This is a genomic window from Thiorhodospira sibirica ATCC 700588, assembly GCF_000227725.2.
In the GTDB taxonomy this organism is placed as follows: Bacteria; Pseudomonadota; Gammaproteobacteria; order Ectothiorhodospirales; family Ectothiorhodospiraceae; genus Thiorhodospira; species Thiorhodospira sibirica.
Genome location: NZ_MU255057.1, coordinates 69328 through 94015, shown reverse-complemented (window position 1 = coordinate 94015; position 24688 = coordinate 69328). Strand labels below are relative to the sequence as shown.

Genomic DNA, 24688 nt, shown 5'->3' with positions numbered 1-24688 from the left:
AGGAGCCCACCGACCGGTGCTGCACAGCCCCGAGGAGCAGGCCCTCATCCTTTGCCTGCACCATACCCGTAAGCTCTCCAAGAACCTTTGCTTCCAGTTCAAGAACCGGGAATATCAGCTTCAGGGACAGGGCAAGGGCTACCGCCTGCGGGGTGCCACCCTCACCGTCTGCGAGGCCTTCGACGGCACCATCACCCTCCTGCACCAGGGGCACATCATGCCTTACCGTCTGTTGGCTGAGGGCGAACCGCCCACACCGCTGGATGATGAAAAAAGTGTCCACCACAGCGTCGACCAGGCCAAGGCAAAACAGACCGCCAAGCCAACCTACAAACCGGCGCCGGACCACCCTTGGAGAGGTCGGGGCAACATCACTCCGGCACCAGCCCAAACACCATAACCACGCATTCTACGGGGGACACTTCTGCTTTGCACAAAAGGGGACTTTTCTGAATTGGGTTGACACACAATTATTGCTTGCTTGTCAATGCGTAAGTCCTAGTTTATTATTTAGTAGCCATTGCGTGTTTTATAGGCATAAGCCCAAAGATCAAAACATGCCCCTTTTTGGATGCGTACTTCTTTAAAGCCGGCATTAAGCAGTGATTCAGCTAAGAATTTAGCATCAAAACCACAGCGGTGTGCCATGTATTGGTTTCCCGCTGCAATCGATGCACTGTGCCCAAACAACATATCCAACGCAGTAATTGGTCCCACTGGCGACTGATAAGCAACTTCGGTAAGCTTACCGTTTGCCACCAATTCTCCCACAGCTTGCAAATCGGGTAAAGTAATCAGCGCAAAACCATCTGGTTTCAATACTCTGTGCATTTCTGTCAGGGCGCCTGGTACCTGATGCAGCTCAAGATGCTCCAGGCTATGGGACGAATAAACGGCATCAACACTGCCGTCTGCAATATTTTGCAGATTTTCACTGGAGGCGAGGATGTCGGGTTTGACATCCGGGTCGATGTCAATGCGTATTTCCTGCCAGCGTGGATCACGAAAAATCGGTGGCAATCGGTGTGCGGGGGTCAAGCCGCAGCCGAGATTCACAAAAACGCAACACGCTACTTGGGGGTTAGAATCGATCTCTGTCATGTCGCAGAATCATACACCACTGGTCTGGTTTGCGACAAGTCTTTCCCTTGTGGACATAAAATGTGTTTCACACTTAATATTTGGTAATTTCAAAAATTTAAGGCGGTCATATGCAATTAAAAACTGTTTCTATTCAGCAGCATGCCGCTATGATGTGGCAAAAACCAACATCTTACGAATTTGCACGCACCCATGCAGTGGTGCCTTTGGTGGCATCAGAGGTCCCCAAAGCGGCACTAGCGGCTCCGGTTGGTTTATTGCAAACGGATGCGGGTTTCATGCCGGTTATGCTAAGCGGTTTGGAAGCGGGAAAAAATCTCTTTATCGCTAAGAATGGGCATTGGTTATGTGATTATCTCCCTGTTATTTTGCGTTATTATCCGTTTCACCTCGTGGAGATCGAGGCTGGTCAGACTGTGCTCTGTGTCGATGAAGACAGTGGGCTGGTCGGCGAAAATATCGCCGCTGGTAAGCGTTTTTTTGCAGATGACGGACAGCTTACAGATGCCTTGCATGATGTAATTAATGCGCTGATTTCTTACAAAGATAATCGTTTAAAAACAAAACATTCTTGTGAAATTCTAGCGCAGTATGCTGTATTGGAACCTTGGCCAATTACACATCGCAATGAGTCGGGTTTTCATACGATGGAAGGTCTCTTTCGTATCAATGAAGCACAGCTTAAGGCGCTCAGCGCACAGGCGCTTGCTGCCTTGCATGCCGTAGATGCCTTGGCATTGGCCTATTGCCAACTGATATCCACGCATCGGATGCAAACCTTGCTGATGCTTGCCAAAGCGCATGCTGATATTGATCAGCGTCTGGAACAGGAATCCCGTGAACTCTTTGCTCTTGAAGATGAGGGGGAGTTGAAATTTTAGCCACTTTGTCAACACTATATCTTAATCTTGATGAATATTTTATTTGTGCATCAAAATTTTCCTGGTCAATACCAACACCTTGCGCAAGCATTGGTCAAGCTTGGGCATCGTGTCATTGCCATTCGGCAACGTGGAAATGGTTTTGATATTCCAGGCGTGCTTGCTTATAGCTATCATCTGACACGGGGTAATGCCTCTGACATCCATCCTTATGCGCTTGAGTTTGAAACCAAGGTTTTGCGTGCTGAGGCGTGTGCAATTACGGCAATGGGTCTGCGTGATGCCGGATTTATACCGGATGTGATCCATGCGCATCCCGGTTGGGGAGAGGCTTTATATCTGCGTGATATCTTCCCACACGCCAGACTGATCTGCTATGCCGAGTATTTTTATCAAGCGCATGGTCAAGATGTAAATTTTGATCCTGAATTTCCTTGCTCAGGTTTTTCAGATCAGGCACGCTTACACACTAAAAATAGCCATCTTTATAGTGTTCTTGATACGATGGACTGTGGCATATCTCCAACTCATTGGCAGGCTGATACTTTTCCGGCCTGGGCAAAGGAGAAACTGCATGTCATACATGATGGTATTGATACGGATACGGTAAGCCCTGATGCGTCTGCAAGGGTTGAGTTGCCACAGTATCAGCTATGCCTTAAACCCGGGGATGAGGTATTAACCTTTGTCGCACGAAATCTTGAACCGGTCAGAGGATATCACAGCTTTATGCGTGCATTACCAGAAATTTTGCGCACTCGTCCAAAGCTTCGTGTGTTCATTGTAGGTGGTGATGATGTGAGCTATGGTATACAGCCTGCAGTCGGAAGCTATAAGCAGCGTTACCTTGATGAGGTGATGGATAGGCTAGATGTGCGACGCGTATTTTTCATGGGTAAGGTCAATTATTGGGTCTATTTACGTCTTTTGCAGGTCAGCCGTTGCCATGTCTATCTTAGTTATCCTTTTGTGTTATCGTGGTCTATGCTTGAGGCGATGAGTGCAGGTACTCTGGTTGTGGCTTCACGCACCGCACCGATACAAGAGGTGATTCAACACGGCGAAAACGGTTTATTGGTCGATTTTTTTGCCACAGATGACATTGCAGCGGCGGTGTGTGCGGTGTTAAGCGACCCTGATGATTTCTCCAAACAGCGTTTACAAGCACGCGAGACAATTATCAGAGATTATGATCTAAACAGCGTTTGTCTGCCGCAGCGGCTTCATCTTACCTTATTAAGTGATTGAAATATATGTCGCAATCAGAGCGTTTTTTTGGTGCAATCCTTGGTTTGTATGAGAATGTGATCCAGGGCTGGGTCTTTGATCGTCAGATTCCGGATGCCCGATTAGCCGTTGAGATCTATATCAATGGTGAATTTGCCTCGCTAGCGCGTGCGGATCAATATCAGCCTGCTGCAACCTTGGGGGATTTGTTTCATGGTTTTACCGTGCAATTGCCCTCGGTCTGGATTGATGAGGCAGAACTGATCACGGTTCGTATCGCCAATCAGGGGGCATGGCTGGAAGGAAGTTTGCAGTTTCCATTAAGTGCGAATGCAGGTTCGATCACCGTTGCGCCTTCTGTCATCTGGTATACGGGCGGCTTGAAGGTGAACGGTTGGGTGTGGAACCCACTCAAGCCGGGTGTGCAGGTAGAGATTACGGCACGTGAAGGCGATACCATACTGGCGCAAGTGATGGCAGATCATCCGCATCCTGCATTTTGTGAGCAACAGGAGTTTGCCTATGGATTCAGTCTTGATTTGCCCTGGGAACTTGCAGATGGCGAGGTGCATACCATACATATTGAGTCGGAACAGGGATTGCCACTGTATGGCAGCCCTATCACTGTGTGTTATCGTCCGGAAGGCCTGGAGGCACTCATGCGCAGCCATTGGCCACGGTCATCGACTCAGGATGATGCGACACAAGAACAGGCATTTGAATTAATGACTTTATTAGCAAGGGATCAAGATCAACGCGCTCCACGAACCGTGGGATTTGTGCATTATGCTTGCTGGTATGCCTTGCATGATGCACTGGGCAGGCAACGCAGTCATGAGAATACGGTCTCTACTGATTTGCAGATTGGCATCCTGTTGCTTGACGATGCTGAAAATGATGCACGGTGTGAGCGTACTCTGAGCAACCTTGCGCAGCAATCTTACCCCGTTTCACTTGGCGTTCGCGTGGTCAGATCAAAGGTGATTGCGGGTATTGAAATGTTGTTGCAACAGGGCGCAAAGGCTATTTTGCCGATTAGAGCTGGGGATCATCTGTCGGCTCATGCATTGATAAGGCTGGTTGAACAATTGTCAACACAAGGTGCGGCCTGGATTTATAGTGATTGCGACACAGATGGCATGGATGGTCAACGGATAGCGCCCTGGCTTAAGCCCATCTGGGATATTGATCTGTTTATGGGCGTGGACATTTTCAGTCCCGGGGCTTTATTTGGCAAGGATATTGTGCAACAGGCCTTAGCACTCCTGCCAAAAGACGAAGACATACATAGACTGGGGTTACATGGCTTTATGGCTGCCATTGCCTTGGCAACTGAGCGTCATCAGGCGTGTGTTGTTCATCTTCCGGAAGTTTTATACCATCGTGTGAGTGGTTCTGTGGTAGATCCTGCCTATGCTGTCGCTGATTCTAATCGTCATGCAGCGATTACATGGCTGGCACGACAACTTAGCACACCTGATGCCAAGGTTGAAGCTCTACACGCCTATCCCGCACTTTATCAAATTCGCAGACCTCTACCTGCACCTTTGCCATTAATAAGCCTGATTATTCCTACCCGAGATAAATTTGACCTTTTGCGCCCTTGCATTGAAAGTGTGTTAAGCATTACAGATTACCCAACATTGGAGCTCATCGTAGTCGACAATGACTCGCGTTGCTCGCAAACCTTGGAGTATTTGCATACTTTGATGAAACGAGGGATACGAGTCTTATCCTATCCTTATCCTTTTAATTATGCGGCAATGAATAATTATGCAGTCAATTTAGCGCATGGCGAATACATTGTCTTGCTTAATAATGATGTCGAAGTACAAGACCCTGTCTGGCTTAAAGAAATGCTCAGTCATGCGATAAGACCAGAGATCGGTGCGGTTGGTGCAAAACTGTTGTGGCGCAATCACATGGTACAACACGGTGGGGTGGTTGTAGGTGTTAACAGGTTGGCAGCACATACGGGAAATAACTGGCTTGAGCAGGATCCAGGTTATCTGGGATGTAATCAGCTCGTGCGCAGACAAAGCGCGGTCACGGCAGCCTGCCTGCTGTTGCGTAAGCAGCTTTTTCAGGAACTTGGAGGGTTTAATGAACATGAATTTGCCGTAACCTTTAACGATGTAGAACTCTGTTTGAGGATATTAAAAACCGGACAGCATATTATCTGGACACCCTTTGCCAAGTTGGTACATGCGGAATCAGCCAGTCGGGGTAAGGATAATCAGGTAGATAGTCGTGCACGCGCCCGGCGTGAGCAACAAAATTTCATGCGCACCTGGGCGGCATATAACCGCATAGATCCTTATTATCATCCAGCCTTAACGCATGATTGGAGCGCAGGACCTTATAACGGTCTACGGGCTGGTACACCAGTATTTGAGCCACGCAGTCAAAGTTGAGCGCGTGCCTTGTTGACATCCACCCCGCCTAAAGGACGGGGATTCCTAACCTCACGATCAGGACTTTCTGTTTCAACGAGATCAGCCAATGCCGCTTTACAGCAACACGGGACTTACGTTCTCTGTGCAGACTAACCCCGCCAGCCCGGCGGTTAACACATTGCGCGCTGCATTCACATCGCGGTCGTGGAGACTGCCGCATTCCGGGCAGACCCACTCTCGGACAGACAGCGGCATTTTCGCTACGGTGTGTCCACACGCAGAACAGCGTTTGCTCGACGGATACCCGCGGTCGATGCCCACCAGCATTCGCCCACACCATTTTGCTTTGTACGCTAACTGCCGGACGAACTCAGACCACGATGCATCCGAGATGGATTTCGACAGGCAACGGTTCTTCTGCAGGTTGCTCACGGCCAGCGTCTCGACGGCGATCACTTGGTTCTCGTTGACCAGCCGAGTCGAGAGCGTGTGCAGGAAGTCCTTGCGGGCGTCTGTGATGCGTGTATGCAGCCGTGCAACTTTCAGCTTCGCCTTGCGGCGATTGGCCGAGCCTTTTTGCTTCTTCGCCAGCCGCCGCTGCAACTTGGCGAGCTTGGCTTCATTCTTGCGAAACGTGTTCGGCGCGGCGATCTTCTCGCCGGTCGAGAGAATGGCGAAGTGGGTCAGACCAAGGTCGATGCCCACCTTGTTGGCCGTTTCGGGCTTCGGCGATACTGTGTCGTCGCACAGCAGCGAGACAAAATACCGCCCCGCCGTGTCCTTAGACACGGTCACGGTTGTCACCTTCGCCGCTTTTGGTAAGGTGCGTGACCAACGGATGGCGAGCGGTGCATCCATCTTTGCCAGCTTCAGCGTCTTGCCATCCAAGCCACATCCCGCGCCACCTTCATTCCGCGAGGGGTATAAGGGTTGGACATCAAGACATAGGCACGGAGTGTAGCGCCGGCTTTTGCCAGCGCCTCGCCGAGCCAGTGGCGGTAGGTCTGGTAGCCTTCCTCGGCAAAGAAGCAAGCGGCGCGATTATGACCGCGCTGGACGATGTGATGTGGGTAGTCGGCGATGTGCAGGCGGGGGCGTCTAGGCATGCCATGAGCTTAGCACAGAAATTAAATCGATCCTGGCCCCTTTAAGGCTCCTCAAGGCTCCTCGACGAAACCTGTGGAATTGCTCAAATTACCACCACGGAGTGGCTTCGTCCTTGACAGGCCAGTTCGGCCCGAAAAGATCCTGCCATCAGAAGGGATTGGGGCTACTGCGCCCACCGCAAGCTTTGTTACTCCGGCCATGCGTGATCAAGTGGAAAACCCAAGCCAAATCTGCCCCAATCCCTTATGCAGACAGGGTTCAGGGCCGAACTGGCCTGTCAAGGATGGGAATTTGAGCAATCTGATTGAATTCCACATGAAACGTCGTGGAGCCCTTTAATTTTTGGTCCTATAGTTTGAACAACGCAAACGAAGTGTCTGTCTTTTTGTTTGAACAAAGTAGGTGTTCTTTACATTAGAGTAGGAGCGCAGATTCAGGATCTAGGCATCAGTTATGAGGAAGTACTTGCAGCAATCGGGTTGCGACATTATCTTGCATACTCACAGTAGCGAAGCAAGCCGCTGGATATAAGTAATCTTCACCAGATTCATCAATAATTCGCATCATTCCATGTCCAGCGTCTTGCTCTACAACCTCATATAACCGGCCAACATGTAGGTCATCTCCGGAAACATCACCCAGATTATCTACTTGCAAACACACAACAAAGGTTACAGCCATTTCTTCACCTTAATCTTAACCTTTCCAATACCATGGGCTTCATACCAGTGGATTTCTGCCTTCATGGGTTCATTGTCATTCATCTTCACAGTCGCAATTCCCTTTTTCTTTTTCCACCGGCCAGGCCCATATCTCTGGGACAAACTAAGTGACTGTCCTTTTGATTTGCATATCGGCAATCACGCAGCGGTGAGATTCGGTAAGATGGCGGTAGGACATTGCGAGGCTCCTTCAGGATTTGGTTTGGCAAAACCCATCCTACCGGATTCCTCGGGATGTCCCCCTATCCCAGGTGGTGCACTTGGAACTTGAGCCCGGCCTCATTTTATTTATTTGCTTTTGTTTGAACTACGAACGTTTGAGATCGCGATAGAAATTCTCGTGTGGGCCAACAGCTTCGAGAAAGACCAAACGTATGTCGTCATCGACGGTGTAGCCCAGCAGATACAGTTGGCTTTGGCTACGGAATTTGTAGACATACAAATCGGCCAAATCCCCCTTCTTGCGTTCGCCGACAGAGGGGTCTTTGGCAACTTGCGCCGCTGCGGTATCGACATCGGCGGCGACGTTGTCGTGCAGCTTCTTGTAGGCGCGAGCGAAGCGACGGGTTTGCTCCAGCTGATAGCTCATTGCTGACGGCTTCTGGGCACGAATGGAGTGGTCGTCTCGCGTGGCTCGGCCATTGAGGCCAGTGACTCGGCAATGAAGCTGACGGGCAGGTCGGGGTTGTCTAGTGCGGCACGGCCGATCTTGGCCCAGTATTCGACCTGACCGGCAATGGTGCGGTGCTCAGCAACGGCCTCGTTACGCGCCTGCTCGTAAAGCGTCTGGTTGATGCGGATGGATGTGGATGTCGTCATGGCATTCCCCTCATAAAGTGCGTTACCACAATTGTAGTAATTCTCCGCAAAGTGTACAACTCCATGCTGACTTCACCGCTTCTCCAACTGCAGCGCATTTTCCATTCAGCACGGCGTAAACCCGACGCACGGTGATCTGTAGCACAGGATATTGAGCCAGGCCCCCTAAATTCGACTGGCAAACAAAAGAATGCCCTTTTGATTTTCAGTGGGTGATTGGGCAGCGTCTATGCCGCCTTCTGGTCAAACAACCGCCGCGCTGCCTGCACCCCACGCACATAGCGGGTATGCCGCTGGGCACAGAGTTCCACCAATTTCTGCGGCTTGCCGACGGCACTGCTGAATTCCTTGAGAAAACGGTGAGCGTATTGGATGAACTGCTCGGCATCCATGCCAATGCGACTGAGGATTTTGGGCTGATGCTGGGGGATGGCTTCGCGCTTTTTTGGATGGATGGCCCTGCCGGTCCAGTCCACTAGGTCCAAGTAGTCGTTATATGTCAAGTCCCGCAAGATTATATGGCCGCTTAACAAACAACTCGGGCTTCATTTGATACCATTGTCTCAGAGATTGAATCGGAGCAACATGACCCAGTGCGCGTTGCGGGATGTGTTGATTATACAGTTTAACATAGCGCGTGATGGTTTCTGAAAGTTGCTCTCCAGATTGAAAGCGCGTGGTTTGCAGCACCTCGGCGATCCGACCATTGAACCGCTCAACCATGCCGTTGGTTTGGGGATGACGCGGCTTAGTCAGGCGATGCTCAATGCCATTGCGCTGGCAAGCACTGTCGAAGAGATGCTTGCCCGTTGGCTGCCGCTGACCGGTGACACAGAAGCGGTCAGTGAACTCCTTGCCGTTGTCGGTCAGAATCTTGGTGATGCGGAACGGAGCGGCTTTGATCAACCGCTTGAGAAAGGCTTGGGCGTGCTTGGCCGATTTCGCAGGGAGAATCTCCACATAAACCCAGCGGGTGGCACGATCAATGGCGACGAATAAGTACTGACGTGAGGACTCATCCGGCATCCGTGGCAAGTATTTGACATCGACATGCACGAAGCCAGGTTCATAATCCTTAAAGGTTTTCTTCTCTGTCGGCTGCGAGTTTTCCTCAACGGGCTTCAACGCTTTGAGATTGGAAACCCCATGACGACGCAGGCAGCGATCAAGACCGGAGCGCGAGACCTTGTCGTTGATGAATTCATGGGTCACGGCGAGCAAGTCATCCAGCGGCAGCAACAGCGTCTTGCGCAACTCCACCACAACCGCCTCCTGCACGGGGCTTAGGTTAGTTTGCAACCGCTTGGGGCAATGGGAGGCATCAGCGGTCGAATCGCGCTTGCGCCACTTCGTCACCGTCGCTGGATGTAGACCATACTGACGTGCCAGAACTTTGGTCGGCAATGACGAGGCCTTCAGTTCAGCACGGATCGCCGGAGTGGTGCGGGCGTTTTTATGAAGTCGAACCTGCATGGGTTATGCCTCCTTATTCTTGTGGTGCTTCGTTGTGCGTCGACGATGAGGGGTGTTTCCCTCCCGCTGCTCTGCCTTGACCTTGGTCAGCAGAGCTTCGAGAATCTCGCGGGCTAGGAACAATGGGTAGCTCCTTTTTGGTATATTATCATACGGGACTTGACAGTTAAAAACGATAAAATCGAACCTGACCCCTTTATTCTTTATTCCAACCATACACTCAATAAGTTCAGATGAAAACTCAACCGGATAGCCTTTTTCAAGAATCCATCGCAACACTGCTTTATCTTGATCGATATGTTCGCATTGGTATTTTTGGTTTAAGTAGGAATGGCCATCATTAAATGAAAAACCTATTGGTGTAATTGATTTTGCACCACATTGGATGAGGGTTAAAAGACTGAAAAAACCTGTCGATGGAACATGTTGATCACCGCTTCGACCGGTGAGCGGTTTTTCCAGGAATGCCTCCAAAAATTGACAACGTTCATCCAGGGTTATCGTTTCCGTTATTTCTCTTTCAATAGGCTTGAATATTTTCTCAGCTTCTTCTAAGGGATAACCGCTTTCAATAATGATCAGTTTTTTAGTTTTTAATTGGTGCAAGCGCTCTCTTGTTGGTTTTCCAGCATTTGGCGAACTGGCTACTGCCGTGTTGATTAGGGTGATTTCCGGCTTCCAATCGTTTTCTGCTTGAACACCTAATGCTGCTGCATTGGCGCAAACTAGGATTTGGTTGTTTTGAAGTGCTTCAAGTAGATATGCACCGGGGGCAGAGCCTAAAAGGGTAACTGTTTTCTGATGTACCGCGTTGCGGATTGTTTGAAAAGCGTGTGGTTCGTACATTGGGTAAACAAAACGACTGAGGGTTAGAGACCTTGACAGTAAACAAATGAAGCAGAAATTTAATTCGAGCCTGGCCCCTTAATTACTCCTTAATTGAACCCACTCCAAAGGGATTCCCCTTTCATTGAGCATTTGCCGGCAATGGGTACTAAAATCCATTGTTTTGTCCTTTCCTAAATTTTATTCGAGCCTGGCCCCTTTAATTCTAACTTTGGCATACCCTAAGTCTAGCAGAAAAAACAAACCGAGCCTGGCCCCTTTAATTCTTTAATTTTTGATGCCGGTTTTCTGCACGCCGTCCCCGAGCCAATGCAGGTAAGCTTGGTAGTCTTCCTCGGCAAAGAAGCAAGCGGCGCGATTATGACCGCGCTGGATGATGTGATGCGGGTAGTCGGCGATGTGCAGGCGGGGGCGTCTAGGCATACCCTAAGTCTAGCAGAAAAAACAAACCGAGCCTGGCCCCTTTAATTGTAACGCCTCGCTAGCGACGAACAATCACGATTAACCAGCCCTGAACGGGCTTCAAACCGAGTTCCACACCACGAGTTGCGAAGAGTGAAAGTCACTGTGATGGCATGAAAGGCACGACCGCCTCGCTGAAAACCTGGAAGGGGTCAAAGCCAGCGTAAGCTGAGACTGAGAACCTGATTGAGGACGGCAAGGTACGCGAATTCCATCAGGGCACGGGATCGACTTCGATGATGATCCTTCAACGATGCCGGATATATGGCCGCAACGTTTCCTTCTACCAAACAGCGATTTTCCTCTTGCATCGCGGGGCGGACCATATATGGCCCCTTTCCTCCTATCTTGTAACAAACAAATGCAAATGATTCCTAATCAAAAGGTGCCTGTCCTGTTTGGTAGTTATTAACCCAATGAATTTCTTAAACTAATGGCCATGTCATGCGAAGTCATTCGGCCAGAAATATTAGCAAACACTAATGTTCGAGAAATATTAGGGATTGCTAATATACTGCCTTCTAAAAAGCGCGAAACTTCAGTTTATTATATAAACAGAAATCACGGCCATACTTATTTTCTAATGAGTCTCTAATGTGAGTGGGCAAAAAATTATTGTAGGATGGGATTGATGGGTAATTTAATAACTCTGAAGGATATAGCTCAGAAATATCGCTAAGACACGATGTCTCAAAAATATCAGTAACATTTATGGCCACACCAGGAGTAGAACAACCTGTGCGATTGCCTAAAAAATCATAAACATCAGTCATTCTCTCTAAAGTAAATATTTTATCGAAGTTTACCTTTTCCAAATACAGGTATTGCGGTGCCCAATGTGACTCCAAATCACAGTCAGATGTATTTGTTAAATAGTCAACAAATTGGGAGAAGTTAATAGACTTTTCGTAGTCAACGATTTGTCCTTTATTTTTGTAAACCCAGTCAACTACATCTTTAACGATGATAGATGGAAGTGCGTTGTAGATTCTGGATGTAACGAACTTCTGAACATATGCAGAAACTGCCCTATCTAAAGGATTTCTAATGACAGCGAATTTTAAGTATTCAATATCTGCTAACATTTTCATTGCCATTTCCGGGGGCACTGTACTTAGCGTATACTTAGCCCCGTCCGTAAGAAAATATTGATGGACATCAATAGGTTCACTCCTGGTTTCGCTTGAGTTTAGAAGCGTATAAAATATATATTTTAACGAAGAGCAGCCGTTTTTAGCTATGGGGGCATAAATTATTTTATGCTTCACGCTATAAATGTATGTGCTATATGGCCATCTACTAAAATTAATTTCCATTGTCTGTACTCGTAAAAATTAGATTTATAAGTCGCGCCGATGTCACTATCGCCACTTGGATTTCCAGCGGACAAGCAGGCATTTAGTTGCTCGATTGCGTCGCAATGCTGACCCCGTGTCCGATCGCTATTGAGGATACCCTTGGTCTGCACATGTGAGTAGAGAAACACCTCATACACTGCGATCTTTCCCGAGAAAACCGTTAGAGTAATGGGTACGTTGGTTCCAAATTTCTCGTGCAGCGCTAAAACGTCTTTCTGATGTAGATTGATTGTTTGAGTTTCTTTATCGGCAAAAAAGTACATCTTGCCGACATCAATGTCTCCAACCCGCACTGATATCTCAGCAGGGACGTTATCCAGACTACGGCCAACAATGCGGACTACAAGACCAGCCTTCCGCCAGTAGTGCACCATCCGAATCGTCTGGGCGATGGATTGGGATGATCCGAGGTGGACCGATACAAAATGTCTATCTCGCTCGACCGTAGGCAGTGAGTCGCCAGCGGATTCCCAGCCTTCGAGTCCAAGCTGGAAGCGCGGATTAAAGACAACATTGTCGAGATAGTCGATCGTGGTCCAAACGCCATATCCAACTGAGTGCTTCAGGAGCAGTGGAGCGGCACCAACGATGAATTTATCGACTTCCTCACCAGATATCTTGGCGTTTGTTGCAATCGTATCCGGATGGTTGTCTATGTAATTGAACTGCTCGACAAACAGATTGGGCCATCGACCATTTTCCGTCATCAGATTCAATGCGAATTGCAGGCGACCAACCAAGGTTAGAGCGTCTACATCTTCGCCTTCATTCCGGGCGCCGATATAAGGTGCAAAGTAACAGGCACGCGGCCCTGGATCGTCGAACAGAAGGTCATGAGGGAAGTGATAACTCTTTCCATTGATCTCAAGGCGATCCCAGTCAATACGGATTTCGTAATTAAGTCGAGGAATCGCCTTACGGCCGATCGACAGTAGTTCGTGCCCCCAGAAGTGATCGATGAAGCGAACGAAGTAGAAATATGGAATGGTGCCGCTGAGCGGAATTGGTACGTCTTCCCAGCTCTCGAACACTACACCGTACCAAACTGACACCTCGTTCAGACCATGGCGTTCTGACAAATACCTCTGGAAGCCACTTGTGACCGCGACTTCTGTACGTGCGGATACAGATAAACCATCGAAAAGCCCGATAGGAATCCAGAGGTCTTCCCATGAATAAAAGCTGAATAGGTAATCTGGGTCGCCCTCTACAACATCCTGTATTTGGCGCAGGTAATCTGCCCAAGCCACTCGGACTTCAGGGTATCGAAGCAACCATTCGATTCGTTCCGTCGGAAAGCCCACACTCGCGGGATCAGGGCAATGTGGATACGAAACTCGCAACACATACTTCAATCCGGCACGAACTGCTGCTGATATACAGAAGCGCAGTCGGTCAAAATAAAAGCTATTGTAAACATGCGGCGCAAGGGTTTTCTGAAAGCCGCGCCATGGCACCACGAAGATCACTGTATTGAAACCTAGGGAGCGAATTAAGGCGAGATCCTCGTCGACACGAGAAGCATCGAAGGCCTCCCAGAAGTTAGTCGGATGATTATCTGCAAAATAGTGGGCAGCCCGAATATAGCTTGGCCCCTCTGCGTGTTCAGAGCGTGTCATCGTTCAGCCACCATGATCATCACCCCATTGATCGCCTCGGCAAGCACCCCGCTCTGACGCGAGCCGACCAGCACCATGCGAGCGCGCTTGAATCCGCTACGATTTGCACGGTCGAGAATGTTCCAGCCCGGAATCTCAAAGACCAGCGCGCCGCTTTCGGGGTCGACGGGGTTGCCGTGGTATTCGGGCGCGGTGAGATGCTCGACACTGCCATCCGGTCGCAGACGTGCCCGAATCAGGGATTCTTGATCGTGAAAGCAAAACGGGAATGTGCCCACCAGCGCGCCGCCCGGCTTAAGAACACGGCACAGTTCGCCTAGCGAAGCGTCGATGTCCGGAACGTGTTCAAACACCTCGTTGCACACAATGACATGGAAAGATCCATCCGGGAAAGTGAGCTTTTGCAGGTCCTGGTGTTGAATGGGAAAGAATGCGTTGCGTTCTGCCGCCGTCGGCATGTACTCAGAGCCAAGGAAGAAACGGTATTTTCCCCTCAGTCGCAGCGCAAAATCAGTCAATGCTTCTGGCGCAAAAACGCGCAACTCTTGGTCGGGAATTTCGGCTGCCGTCTGTATGCGAAGCATCTCTACCCAAACGGCCCGCATCCTGCTATTGAGCCCGCAGTAAAGTATGCCCTCGCGAAGGTCCGTTCCGATCTCGATGCGCGTCGGGTCGGCCCGCCCATCGCTGACCGGATCGTGGTAACCTTCGGCCCGAATCGCCTCCAATACGGCGGTGCGCACCTCTAGGCTGGAGATCTCCGGATGTTGCGGGTGCCAGGTGCGCCACTCGTCCAGTGAGCAAAACTCCTCCCTGACCTCATAATCAGCCATTAATGTAGTAGCCATCAAGTCGCCTTCCGCATCCAGAAACTTCCTCCACCGAGTAGCTCCCCATTGGCAACATCCATAATCTTTCTCGGAAAGACGTAATGCGCATAGGCGCTACCAAACACCACATGGAATGCATAAGAGTACATGAGCATCGCCTGCAAGACATATTGCTCGTTCCAGCTCCGGTTCTCTTCGATGACCCACTGTTTGGGGTAGTCATGGGGAAAGAAGATGTCGTGGATGTGTATAAAGACGCCGGGGCGCAATCGTGGCAGAACTTGAAAGTAGAGGTAATTCACGTCACTGCCGGTCTTAGCGACATGAGATGAGTCGATGAAAAGGACGTCGCCATCGTCCAGCTCAGCAAACAGCTCCAGCGGAAGCGACTCGACTTTGTTTTGCAGGACACGAGACAGCCCCGGGATGGGTTTCTTTAGAAAATCCCGTGGATAGGGTTCGATGCAGGTGAAGTCCATGGCATCGTCAAGGAAGCGGCGATTAACGTCCGCACTCAGCAGGGATGAAAAGCCCGACCCCACCTCAATCATTCGGCGCGGCCTGAGCTTAAGTAGCATAGCGAACAAGGCGCGCGCGTCGAGGCCGCCAAACAGACCGTTTTCCAGAAAGAACTTGGCATCGCTGTCGACCTCGGCTCGTGTCGCCGGATAATCAAAGACAGCGCCGATCGACCCGATGTCGCGCTCGAGAAACTCCAGCTGCTGTCTGGCGTTGAAATCGATGCCGGGCAGCACGGGAGGAGTGGACGGCCAGATGGCATCCTGACGCGCGGCGATGTCGATCGTATCGACCACCGGTGAATAAAAATGCCCCGCCGGAAATAGGGCATCCTGCGTCGTACTCCCATCCTTCTTGCTTTCTTCGTTCATTTGCGCTCCTTCAATTGGATTTAATTTGGCAAAATAGGGGGCCACAATTTCGGGCAATGCATTTCATTTCGCCAGAACGAACTTTTTGGTTGCACATCAGCGGAGACTATCTCTGTCGATGCGGTCTGACAGTTGCAGCCAAGGCGATTTCGTCAATACTCAAGCCAGGCGGTCCGGTTCTTCGCCACTCGGTGTAGTCGAACTTGTCACGCGAAACGGCGGCGAGGAACGGTTCGGCCTCAACCAGGCCCAGCCCACCGATGAGTGCTTGCATGATCGATCCTGTATCCATCAGTCTGTCTTCGCAACGGCATAACCCTCCGCCTTCCCCCCAAAAAACCCCAAATACGCGAGCGGCTTGCCCATCAACTTCCAGCCATGCTCAAACGAATAATTGTGCTGGGCCAGGCTCAGGCTGTTCTCTGAATACTTCTGCCACAAAGCGGGGTCGTCGTAGAGCTTGATGATGGCCTCCACCCATTCTTCCGGGGTTTCCGCGATGGCGGCGCTGATGCCGTTGGTCAAGCCCGTTGCCTCGGCCGCCACCGGGCTGAGCACGCTGGGCACGCCCCAGCTCATGGCTTCGAGCACCTTGCCCTTGATGCCGGCCCCTGAGGTGAGGGGCGCAATAAAGAGCCGGCAGTGTTCAAACACCGCATCCAGGGTCTCGACAAAGCCTTCCACGATCACACCCTCGGCCTCGTAGTCGTAGAAGCTATCCGGCGGATGGCTGCCGAAGATGTGGAAGGGGATATCGGTGCGCTGGGCACGCAGCAACGGCAGCACCTGTGCGATAAAGAACTCAACGGCCTCGACATTGGGGGGATGGCGATAACCGCCCAGGAAGGCGATACCCTGGCGCTTCTCGTAGGGGGTCTTGTGGCCGTGGGCCGGCAGCACCCAGGGGCATTTGAAGATGTTGTCGTCTTTCAGGATGTGGCTGGTGATGACGGCATGCTCGGCCTCGTTGTAGGAGAGGATGGCATCGACCTGGTTCATCAGCGCCAGTTCGCTGTCGCGGGTGCTGATGGCGGTGGACAGGTTCTTGTCGCTCCTGGACAGGGCAGAGCGCAGCTCGCGCAGGAAATGCAGGTCGGCGTTGTTGAACAGGATTTTGGCGCGGCTGTGCTGCTTGATCAGGTTCAGGTAGCGTTCCGCCACGCTGTAGCGGGTGATGAAGACCAGATCGAATTCCTGGCCTCGCTTTAGCAGCAGGTCTTCCACCGAGACATAGAAGGGCGCATGGATGCACTCGACCCCCATTTTCTGCAGTTCGCGGGTGTAGTGGCCGAAGTGCGCCAGGTTCTCGGGGATGAAGGTCAGCTTGAAGCCATGGGCCTGCAATAGCCGCATTTCTTGCACGGCGGCGTAGGCGCCGGCATTTTTGTCGGGCTCCGGGGTGCAGTAGTCGATCACCAGGCAGCGGAAGCGCACACCGCGCTCCTTGTTGCGCCAGAGGTCCGTGCCCATGCGACCGTTGTTGGTGTAAGCTTCCACCCACTTGGCGGCGAACTTGGGGGCGTTGATGGCTTGGTATTTTTTAAAGCCTGCCCTAATGTTCGTGCCGTGGGTTTGACCCTCGAAGTGGATCACCTCGGCATGGGGGCAGTAGAAGGTACGGTAGCCAGCGGCCCGCACCTTGAAGGCCAGGTCGGTGTCTTCGTAATAACAGGGAGCGTATTCGTCGCTCAGGCCGCCGATGCTATCCCAGAGGGTCTTGGGGACCATGAGGGCGGCGCCGGAGAGGTAATCGCACTGGCGAGCATAGTTCCATTCTGGGGCATAGGGGTTGCCGTTGGAACCCAAGTTCTCTGGTTGACCATTATCCCAAACAATACCACCGGCTTCTTGCAGGCTGCCATTTCCGTTCAGCAGCTTGGCGCCGACCGCGCCGACCTTCTGGTAGCGATCAAACACCGCAAGCATTTCATCCAGCCAGCCATCGCCCACCTCGGTGTCGTTGTTCAGCAGCACGAGATAACGACCCTTCGCCTGCTGGGCGGCCTTGTTGCAGTTGCGCAAGAAGCCTAGGTTGGTCTCATTGACAATAACCTTGATATTAGTGATGAATGATTTAACTTCAGTGGTTTTGTCGTTTGAGCAATCGTCTGCCAGGATAACTTCATAACTGCATTGATTGCTGCTTAGGATAAGCGAGGCAATGCAGTGGTAGGTTAGCGCGAATTTATTGTGTGCGGGAATGATGATAGAGATATCAGGGTAGGTGGTGGGATGGGGTAAGCTGAGTTGCGAGTATGCCTTGCGTTTTTCATGACCTTGATTGAGAACGCGCAGAGCGAGATCTAGGTTTTGAATTTCCTTGATTGCGCTTTTCTCTGCCAAGCTGGAAATCTGTGCCTGGAAGCTGGTTAAGCGGCGTGCGACCAAGCTCGGTAGGCCGGCATAGATCGGGTAGGCCACAGATGAGCTGGTGGCTAAATGTTCCCAAGGGGTGGTGATGGGTTGTAGTACTGCTACCAGGGTGGCGAGACACCTTGCCGTGCCATCTAGGTAGATTGAGAGCAAGTGCGCTAGGCCGTCAAAGTACTCACCCGGTAGTGGGCAGCCTATGGGATAGGTCTGATTTATCTCATCAAAACAGGTCGATTGTTGGGCGATTTTAGTATCGTCGACAAAGACATGGTAGATCAGCTCAGTTTGCCATTGCTCAGTTGTAGGTTTGATGTAGCCGGTAAGCCGTTGGTCTTTCACTTCGTGGAGTGTGGCACTGTAATTGGACTCGATGGTAACGTTCAGGCGAGCGGTCTCAACCCGCTGACCATTGCACTGCAAAGTGATGGTCAGCGGCTTACCTATTGGTAGGATGTTTTTTAATCTGAAGTTATAACCGTGCCTGCCATTGCCTATACCTAATGCCTTGAGGTCGCTGCGGTACATATCAGCTTTACCTTTGGCGATCAGGCTTTGTCCGACAAAAAGCGCTACCTGGGCAGGGTTATTCGGTTCATTGGGGTCGAAGGCCCAGCCGCTGATAAGGCCACCATTCAACTGATCGATATGACCTTGAACTTTATAATTTTGATTTACAATGTTTTTTTTCATTTTTCATGCCAAGCTCTTTATCTAGACACCCTTTGCCAAGCTAGTGCATTAGAAATCAGTCAGTCGGGGCAAGGATACTCAGGTAGATAGTAACTACTCAGGCTATGCTGGATTTTTTCTGCGCTTTAAAAACAGCAAGAGACCGTGATTTTCTTGAAAATACTTGAATCAGTCTTTTTAAAGCAAATTTTAAGTAGTTGATTTAAAACGATATAATTTTTCTGCGCAAAATCATTGACTTTCAAAAAGTATTTAAATTTCAGGCACATGACCTAGCCTGAGTAGTTACGGTAGATAGTCGTGCTCGCGCCCGGCGTGAGCAACAAAATTTCATGATAACGGTCTGCGGGCTGATACACCATTTTTTGAGCAACACTGTCAAAGTGAATAGACACCTATTTCGCTGGCAACCTTCGAATGTGCCGCAAACAGGGGTAATGTATAGCGGTTAGCTAGCGCGGGAGCCATCCAGCCTGATGAGGGTGTGGCATCAAGACTGACAGCCACACGGCAACCTGCAAGTTGTAACATCTCGCTGGTGTTTAAGCCCGTTGCAAGTGATGGCGTATACACACAACCACTTGCCTGTAGCATCTGCGCATGGGGTGTCTGCTGCAACAAGATAAACTTTTGCTTTGCTCCGCATTGCGTGAAATGGTGTGCCAGTTTCAGCCAGCGCTTAGCGATGCATGCATGGTTTAGGTGATCTGCAATCAAAATTGTCTTGGCGTGTGCGAGAAAATTGCCAGCCTCCGCTGCGCTCGGCAGCTTGGCATTGACCAGAGATGCGTATGGTGTGTGTATTAAGGATACCCCCGGATAGTGTTTCTCGTATGTAGAAAACAATGTCTTAAATGGTAACTCAATGGCTTGGGCGGTCTGTGCAAATTGACGGATCTGATGATTTGCCAGTGTCGCAGGGGAAGCGATCAGCAGGCTGTCATCTAGCGGATGGAGATGATAGGGAACATCCAGGTTTTGTAACAGCGCTAGCAACATCTCCGAACAATGGTGCAAATGGTACAAGACCAAATGCTTGATGGCAAGCTGGGACAGTGTGGTACGCAGTTTTTTGTAGTCAGCGGCTAGGCTGTAGTCAAGCACAATGGGTAATTCAGAGTCCGCATCGGTAAGTACCAGGCGCAATTGAGTGTCTACGGAATCTTGTCTCCAGCTTAGCAGGCATGTGTTTTGCGGCCAATGCGGCAATGTATCGGGTGGCTCGTCTGCGGTTAAAAAACCTAATCGGGGGTCTTGCCATGTTAGGCTGCCAATGCAATGCAGAACTCTGGGTTGATCCTGCGTGCGCCTTGATAACCTGGCATGTTGTAAACGCTGACGGTGGGGCTTGATAGGATCCCGTTTGCGATAGCGAGTATAACGCTGTTCAGCATGCGGATAGCGGCGGCGAATCCAGGCATTATTGCGGGCAACCAACCAGGCCTTGTGTAAACCAAAAGAAACATTGCCAGCATGTGCAACAAAGACATGTGGAGCGCCTACATGTTGCCAGCCGCGCATTCTGGCACGCAAACACCAATCGGTGTCCTCGCCATAGCCACGCAGCAGATGATGTTCATCTAGATAGCCTGTATCAATGAAGGCATCACGACGAATATACAGGCAAAACCCACAGCCTACTTCCAGCTCCGGTAGAGTGTTGTCCCAGCTCTGCGATGCAAGCGCATCTAGTTGCATCAGGCTTGCCAGATCCGGCATGTTTTGTTTTTGGGCGGGCTGGGGGAAACTCATCAGTTCCCCGTTATTGCTAAAGGGGGTGACTGAGGCAATATTCTCGGCGCTGTGTGCGGTTGTATGCAGTCGATCCAGCCAGTTGTGGCAAACTAAGGTATCGGCATTCAGCCAGACAATATGGCGTTTGGGATGCAAGGCCATGGCGCGATTCATGCCACGAATGAAGCCCAGGTTGATCGGATGGTGTATGAGACTGATGTGGCCTTGCGTGGATAAAATCTTTAAGGCATCGAGTAATGCGGTATCGGGTGAGGCATCATTGACAACGATGATCTCGTGGGGAGTTTTGTTATACGGGCGTGCCCGTAAGACGCTTTCTATACAGCCAAGTGTTTGCCGCAGGCCTTGATAGACCGGAATAATGACATCCACCACAGTATCGAAATGCGGTGTATACGATAAATCGGGTAAAGGAGAGTCTAACCAAAATGGACTTCCAGCAAGCGCTGTGCCATTTGCCATCGAGAGATGGATCGGATGTGCCTCGATCTCTGTTTGTATGGCAGACAGATCAATGCTAAACCCGCCTACTCTGATGCCGGTGACGGCATATAACAGGGGATGTTCTTCATTTGCCCTTACTAATTCTGTTTGGCGACCAATGCAAAGGTAAACATGAAGCCTGTTATCTCTACCGCCAGGATCAAAAACCCAGCCTTTAAGCAGTGGTTTGGACATATCCAGATAAGCTGCGCCAATGGGCATCTCTGGCATCAGCTCCAGCATGCATTTCAGTTCGCTTGCATCCTGCAGTGTAGGAAGCTGCGGCCAGAGATATTCCTTGCGTGCGGTAACAGAAAGATTGTTCGCTTGTGCTTGCCACGCTGCGATACGATATGAGGAGTCTAATGGCTTGTGTTTCAAGGCATGATTGATGCACTGCATTGCGGCAGCATCTGCCTTTTGCAGTCGGGCGGCTTGAGCGAGCAACAGGGGAAAATCAGGATGATGCGGTTGATTTTTCAATGCACCACAGAAATAAAGCCAAGCATCATGTGGATTTTTGGCTTCCAGAGCTTTAATGCCTGACCAAATCAAGGCTTCTGTGCGTGTAACACGGTTGGCTTGAAGCTGATAGCGTGTCTGCTCCGCCTGTTGTGTTGCTCCTGATTGATATGAGGCTGCTAACAGGGTAAATAGGTTTGCTTGGCGCTGAGACACAAAAGTGGTAATGGTGTGATTGAAGGAAAAGCCAAAATATGAAGGGGCTTTTGTCACAAAAACCCCTTCAAAATTTACAGTGCTATACGCAAAAAGCAATCACGCTTTATACGACCATGACACTATCTGCATAGAGATTAACCGCCTCGGCAGAGCTGATAACGGTAACGGCAAACTCCCCATAACCTGCAGCGGCAATCTGTGCTACGCCTGACTCAATTTCATCGGCAGTTGCAGCGCGTCCAAGTGCAAGTTGGTAAAAATTAGCCACAAAGGAGCTATCTTCTACCACACCTGCCTGGCCAAGTCTGCTTTCTACCGCATCTACCGCGAGGAAGGAGCGAACCACCTCAGCAAGTGATACATTGCCTTGCTGTAACCAGTGCGCGTAGAAACCGGCCTCCCCTGCTGTTGCAGAACGATCAAGCAAGGATTCGTACATACGCATGATGGTGGCATGATCTGCAGTAGTGCTTGCGGTGATGGCGGATCCATCATTGAACTTGATGTATTCAATGTTGCGAGCAGTGACCTTGTGGCCTGAGCTGTTATCAATCACTATAGCGCCATTAACGACACTGACGTTATAGTCGCTACTGCTGCCATGTATCTTCAGCTTGTCAAACCCGGCACCGCCGTCAACGCTGTCCTGACCTGCTCTTGAGTAGATCGTATCGTTTCCGGCTCCGGTAGAGACACTGTCATTCCCCGCACTGGTGACGATACTGTCATGACCACCAGAGGTGATGAGTGTGTCGTTACCGCCTAGGCTTTCAATCGTCGTATTGCCATCACCATTGACAACAATTCTATCATTACCACGCCCAGTGAGAATAACGCGATCTACCGTATTCAGTGTCAAATCAATGCCGTTATTATTCAATACAACGACCACTTCAGGTGGTATACGCCCACCTGCGCCTCCGCCGGTATCGCCGCCGCCGGTATCGCCACCGCCATCATCAGACCGCTGTGGAATGATTCTCACATAGTCAGGGTTTCTGTTATCTACATTGTTTTGTGATCCCGCTTGATAAGCGCCGGTAGCACCTCTGATCGCACTCACTGTCTCCGGGGAGAGATCAGGTGTATTGGTAATATTTCTGGCTAATTCCGAGCCTTCTTGTTCATACTGAGCCATGTTTCACTCCGAAAATTATGCACTGCGTGCGGAAAGTTAAAAGTAATCACACAAAAAATGACCTACCACATTTCAAACATCAGTTTGATCATGCGAGAAGGTATAATTTTTGTGTATCACCTCAGTCGTTCACCCTGAAAATCTGTGTGACTTCAGGGTCATCCCATGGAGAGGGGGAACGGGACATGGCAGCCTCTCCTTTTTTATCGCGAATGCGAATACTTAATGCGGTCAGTTGTTCAGTTTCTCGCAAACCGGAGAGTTTTTTACCAGCTTCAACCGGTACTGGGGGGCAACCCGCAAAACAGGCATAGCCCGACAGTTCGTAGTCACCTGCCCTAGAGCCTGCAAGTGCAAAAGAAACAGAGGTAATCGGCGTGGCTTTACCTCGCGTACCCACAAAGCTGCCTGAGGCCACTGCAGGGCTTTGCCCTATCCCTTTGGAGTAGCATGTGTAGATCAAGTCCGCATCCTGTGGACGACCTAGCCATTCAACAGAAAATCCTTCAATCCTTGTGACATTTTCGGGATGCCCCAACCATCCATTGGTGATGACCACGTCTCCCTGAAGTTCAACATGACCTGATAGCCGAATGTCATTTTTACTAGGGGTGAAACTCGCAACCTGGGGAAATCGATGCTGGCTATGTTCCATGCTAGGGTATGGAGCTGAACTTTGGTATCCTTTGTTCTCTTCCGTTTTTTTCTGCCCTTCTGTATTTCTTTCCAGTAGCCGTTCAGAGGTATCGATTCTGTCAATGTAGATGTTGATTTGTTCTTGCTGCGCTGCGGATCCAACATGGTATTCAGCCACCAAAACACCTGCATCGTACCCCTTCACTCTGACTATAATACAATCACCTAGGCTACGCAAGGTATTTTTGGTTACACCGTCGGCTGGAAAAAAATCCACGCTCCCCTTGCCTAGCGGAGCGGCTTGCAGGGTAACAGGGATAAACACCCCATCTTCTAGCTTGGTTGCATAACGAAAGATATACATGCCCGGCTTTAACAGCACGACTCGCGTTAAAACATTAAACTCATTACCCATATTGTTATTTATCTCTGCTCTGTATTTCTTTTTAAAGCTATTCAGAGGTATCGATTCTGTCGATACAGATGTTGGCTGGTTCTTGCTGTGAAACAGATCCAGCATGGTATTTACCCACCAAAACGCCCACATTGCAACTTTTTAGTTTAAATTATAATGCTATTATCCAAGCTATGCAAGGTGTTAGCCCAAAGCATGTTAGCCCAAAGCAGCTTACCACCTATCAGTTACTCGCGGGCATAAAAAGCGGGTAACGGGCTGTTGTTTTGGAGACAGCGCTGTAGATAGCGCAGACCGCGTTTAAACCAGGACAGCAGGCTGCGGGAGGCTTTTTTGAAGGTCCAATGCTCAGGGTCGTGTTGGGTCTGGAGTTTTTTTCAAGGGGTGTTGGGGAGGCGAGTGCCTCGGCGCGCCCCGCACGCACGCACCAATACATGGCCAGGGCCATGATCAGGACAAGGCGCTCCAGACGGTCGGCGTGCTGGAGTTGGGAGTGCTGGAGGTTGAAGCCCCGGCTCTTGAGGTCCGAGAACATCGGCTCGATGCACCAGCGTGCGGCATAATCCAGAACGCGCGTGCGTGTGGGCAGGGCGTCCATTGCGATGATCCAGGGCTGTGGATGCCCGGGGTCGTGCAGGATCCCGAGATGGGTTCGCACCCCGCAGGCAAACAGGCCGACCTCGGTGAGATAGCGCTCGCGCACGCCTTGGGCCAGTGCCCCGGTGGTCGTCTCCTCGCTCTGCCCACTGTCGACGCGCAGGTTGCCTTTGAGCCGCAGCCGGTAGC

At 50.5% G+C, this 24688-nt stretch carries 23 protein-coding genes and 1 pseudogene; 4 read left to right on the top strand and 20 right to left on the bottom strand.

The annotated features are described in order from the left end of the window. Positions 1–400: pseudogene (locus tag THISIDRAFT_RS13925) on the top strand (hypothetical protein); the annotation flags it as partial. 110 nt (positions 401–510) lie between these two features. Here THISIDRAFT_RS13925 and THISIDRAFT_RS13920 read toward each other — a convergent pair. Then, complete coding sequence (locus THISIDRAFT_RS13920) at positions 511–1101, bottom strand: class I SAM-dependent methyltransferase (protein WP_006788241.1); 591 nt, start codon at positions 1099–1101, stop codon at positions 511–513. 110 nt (positions 1102–1211) lie between these two features. Between THISIDRAFT_RS13920 and THISIDRAFT_RS13915 the strand changes: the two genes are divergently transcribed. The 3 genes from THISIDRAFT_RS13915 to THISIDRAFT_RS13905 are packed head-to-tail and all read left to right on the top strand — an operon-like array spanning position 1212 to position 5623. Continuing rightward, entirely contained in the window at positions 1212–1982 is a 771-nt protein-coding gene (locus THISIDRAFT_RS13915; RefSeq protein ID WP_006788240.1) for a SapC family protein, read from the top strand. A gap of 30 nt (positions 1983–2012) precedes the next feature. Then, positions 2013–3230, top strand: a complete 1218-nt coding sequence (locus tag THISIDRAFT_RS13910; RefSeq protein WP_006788239.1) for a glycosyltransferase family 4 protein — start codon at positions 2013–2015, stop codon at positions 3228–3230. A 5-nt stretch (positions 3231–3235) separates the two neighbouring features. Next, positions 3236–5623, top strand: coding sequence for a glycosyltransferase family 2 protein (locus THISIDRAFT_RS13905; protein ID WP_006788238.1), 2388 nt, complete (start codon positions 3236–3238; stop codon positions 5621–5623). Between the two features lie 96 nt (positions 5624–5719). Here the strand turns inward: THISIDRAFT_RS13905 and THISIDRAFT_RS13900 are convergent, their stop codons facing one another. The 19 genes from THISIDRAFT_RS13900 to THISIDRAFT_RS13810 all read right to left on the bottom strand — a co-directional run. After that, positions 5720–6493, bottom strand: coding sequence for an RNA-guided endonuclease TnpB family protein (locus THISIDRAFT_RS13900; RefSeq protein ID WP_006788237.1), 774 nt, complete (start codon positions 6491–6493; stop codon positions 5720–5722). Next, on the bottom strand, positions 6475–6711 hold the full coding sequence (locus tag THISIDRAFT_RS13895; RefSeq protein WP_006788236.1) for a hypothetical protein: 237 nt from the start codon (positions 6709–6711) through the stop codon (positions 6475–6477). The genes THISIDRAFT_RS13900 and THISIDRAFT_RS13895 overlap by 19 nt, the downstream gene beginning before the upstream one ends. A gap of 448 nt (positions 6712–7159) precedes the next feature. Beyond that, positions 7160–7393 (bottom strand): hypothetical protein, encoded by a 234-nt coding sequence (locus tag THISIDRAFT_RS13890; RefSeq protein WP_083824650.1) that lies wholly within the window; start codon positions 7391–7393, stop codon positions 7160–7162. A gap of 348 nt (positions 7394–7741) precedes the next feature. After that, positions 7742–8023 carry a type II toxin-antitoxin system RelE/ParE family toxin gene (locus tag THISIDRAFT_RS13885; RefSeq protein WP_006788235.1) on the bottom strand — a complete coding sequence of 94 codons (282 nt, stop codon included), beginning with the start codon at positions 8021–8023 and terminating at the stop codon, positions 7742–7744. Next, complete coding sequence (locus THISIDRAFT_RS13880) at positions 8020–8253, bottom strand: ParD-like family protein (RefSeq protein WP_006788234.1); 234 nt, start codon at positions 8251–8253, stop codon at positions 8020–8022. Before THISIDRAFT_RS13880 ends, THISIDRAFT_RS13885 begins: the two co-directional genes overlap by 4 nt. A gap of 227 nt (positions 8254–8480) precedes the next feature. After that, positions 8481–8756 (bottom strand): hypothetical protein, encoded by a 276-nt coding sequence (locus THISIDRAFT_RS13875; protein WP_221914057.1) that lies wholly within the window; start codon positions 8754–8756, stop codon positions 8481–8483. Further along, positions 8746–9726, bottom strand: a complete 981-nt coding sequence (locus THISIDRAFT_RS13870) for an IS481 family transposase (RefSeq protein WP_006788232.1) — start codon at positions 9724–9726, stop codon at positions 8746–8748. Before THISIDRAFT_RS13870 ends, THISIDRAFT_RS13875 begins: the two co-directional genes overlap by 11 nt. Positions 9727–9729: 3 nt before the next feature. After that, a complete protein-coding gene (locus tag THISIDRAFT_RS13865) occupies positions 9730–10572 on the bottom strand; it encodes a hypothetical protein (protein WP_006788231.1) in 843 nt (280 codons plus the stop codon). Between the two features lie 267 nt (positions 10573–10839). Then, entirely contained in the window at positions 10840–10995 is a 156-nt protein-coding gene (locus tag THISIDRAFT_RS13860) for a hypothetical protein (RefSeq protein WP_006788230.1), read from the bottom strand. A 560-nt stretch (positions 10996–11555) separates the two neighbouring features. Continuing rightward, positions 11556–12302: a sulfotransferase family 2 domain-containing protein gene (locus THISIDRAFT_RS13855; RefSeq protein WP_159098533.1), complete on the bottom strand. Its 747-nt coding sequence runs from the start codon at positions 12300–12302 to the stop codon at positions 11556–11558. After that, positions 12299–14011, bottom strand: a complete 1713-nt coding sequence (locus THISIDRAFT_RS13850; protein WP_006788227.1) for a hypothetical protein — start codon at positions 14009–14011, stop codon at positions 12299–12301. The genes THISIDRAFT_RS13855 and THISIDRAFT_RS13850 overlap by 4 nt, the downstream gene beginning before the upstream one ends. Further along, positions 14008–14859, bottom strand: coding sequence for a class I SAM-dependent methyltransferase (locus tag THISIDRAFT_RS13845; RefSeq protein WP_006788226.1), 852 nt, complete (start codon positions 14857–14859; stop codon positions 14008–14010). Before THISIDRAFT_RS13845 ends, THISIDRAFT_RS13850 begins: the two co-directional genes overlap by 4 nt. Continuing rightward, positions 14859–15731 (bottom strand): class I SAM-dependent methyltransferase, encoded by an 873-nt coding sequence (locus THISIDRAFT_RS13840; protein ID WP_006788225.1) that lies wholly within the window; start codon positions 15729–15731, stop codon positions 14859–14861. Before THISIDRAFT_RS13840 ends, THISIDRAFT_RS13845 begins: the two co-directional genes overlap by 1 nt. Before the next feature lie 106 nt (positions 15732–15837). Further along, positions 15838–16005: a hypothetical protein gene (locus THISIDRAFT_RS13835; RefSeq protein WP_006788224.1), complete on the bottom strand. Its 168-nt coding sequence runs from the start codon at positions 16003–16005 to the stop codon at positions 15838–15840. Between the two features lie 17 nt (positions 16006–16022). After that, a complete protein-coding gene (locus THISIDRAFT_RS13830) occupies positions 16023–18794 on the bottom strand; it encodes a glycosyltransferase (RefSeq protein WP_006788223.1) in 2772 nt (923 codons plus the stop codon). 378 nt (positions 18795–19172) lie between these two features. Beyond that, entirely contained in the window at positions 19173–21767 is a 2595-nt protein-coding gene (locus tag THISIDRAFT_RS13825; protein ID WP_006788221.1) for a glycosyltransferase family 2 protein, read from the bottom strand. Between the two features lie 49 nt (positions 21768–21816). Beyond that, positions 21817–22851, bottom strand: a complete 1035-nt coding sequence (locus tag THISIDRAFT_RS13820; protein ID WP_006788220.1) for a hypothetical protein — start codon at positions 22849–22851, stop codon at positions 21817–21819. 121 nt (positions 22852–22972) lie between these two features. Beyond that, entirely contained in the window at positions 22973–24007 is a 1035-nt protein-coding gene (locus THISIDRAFT_RS13815; RefSeq protein WP_139064070.1) for a hypothetical protein, read from the bottom strand. Between the two features lie 118 nt (positions 24008–24125). After that, positions 24126–24688: transposase family protein (locus tag THISIDRAFT_RS13810; protein WP_472910298.1), on the bottom strand; the 563-nt coding region annotated here is incomplete at its 5' end.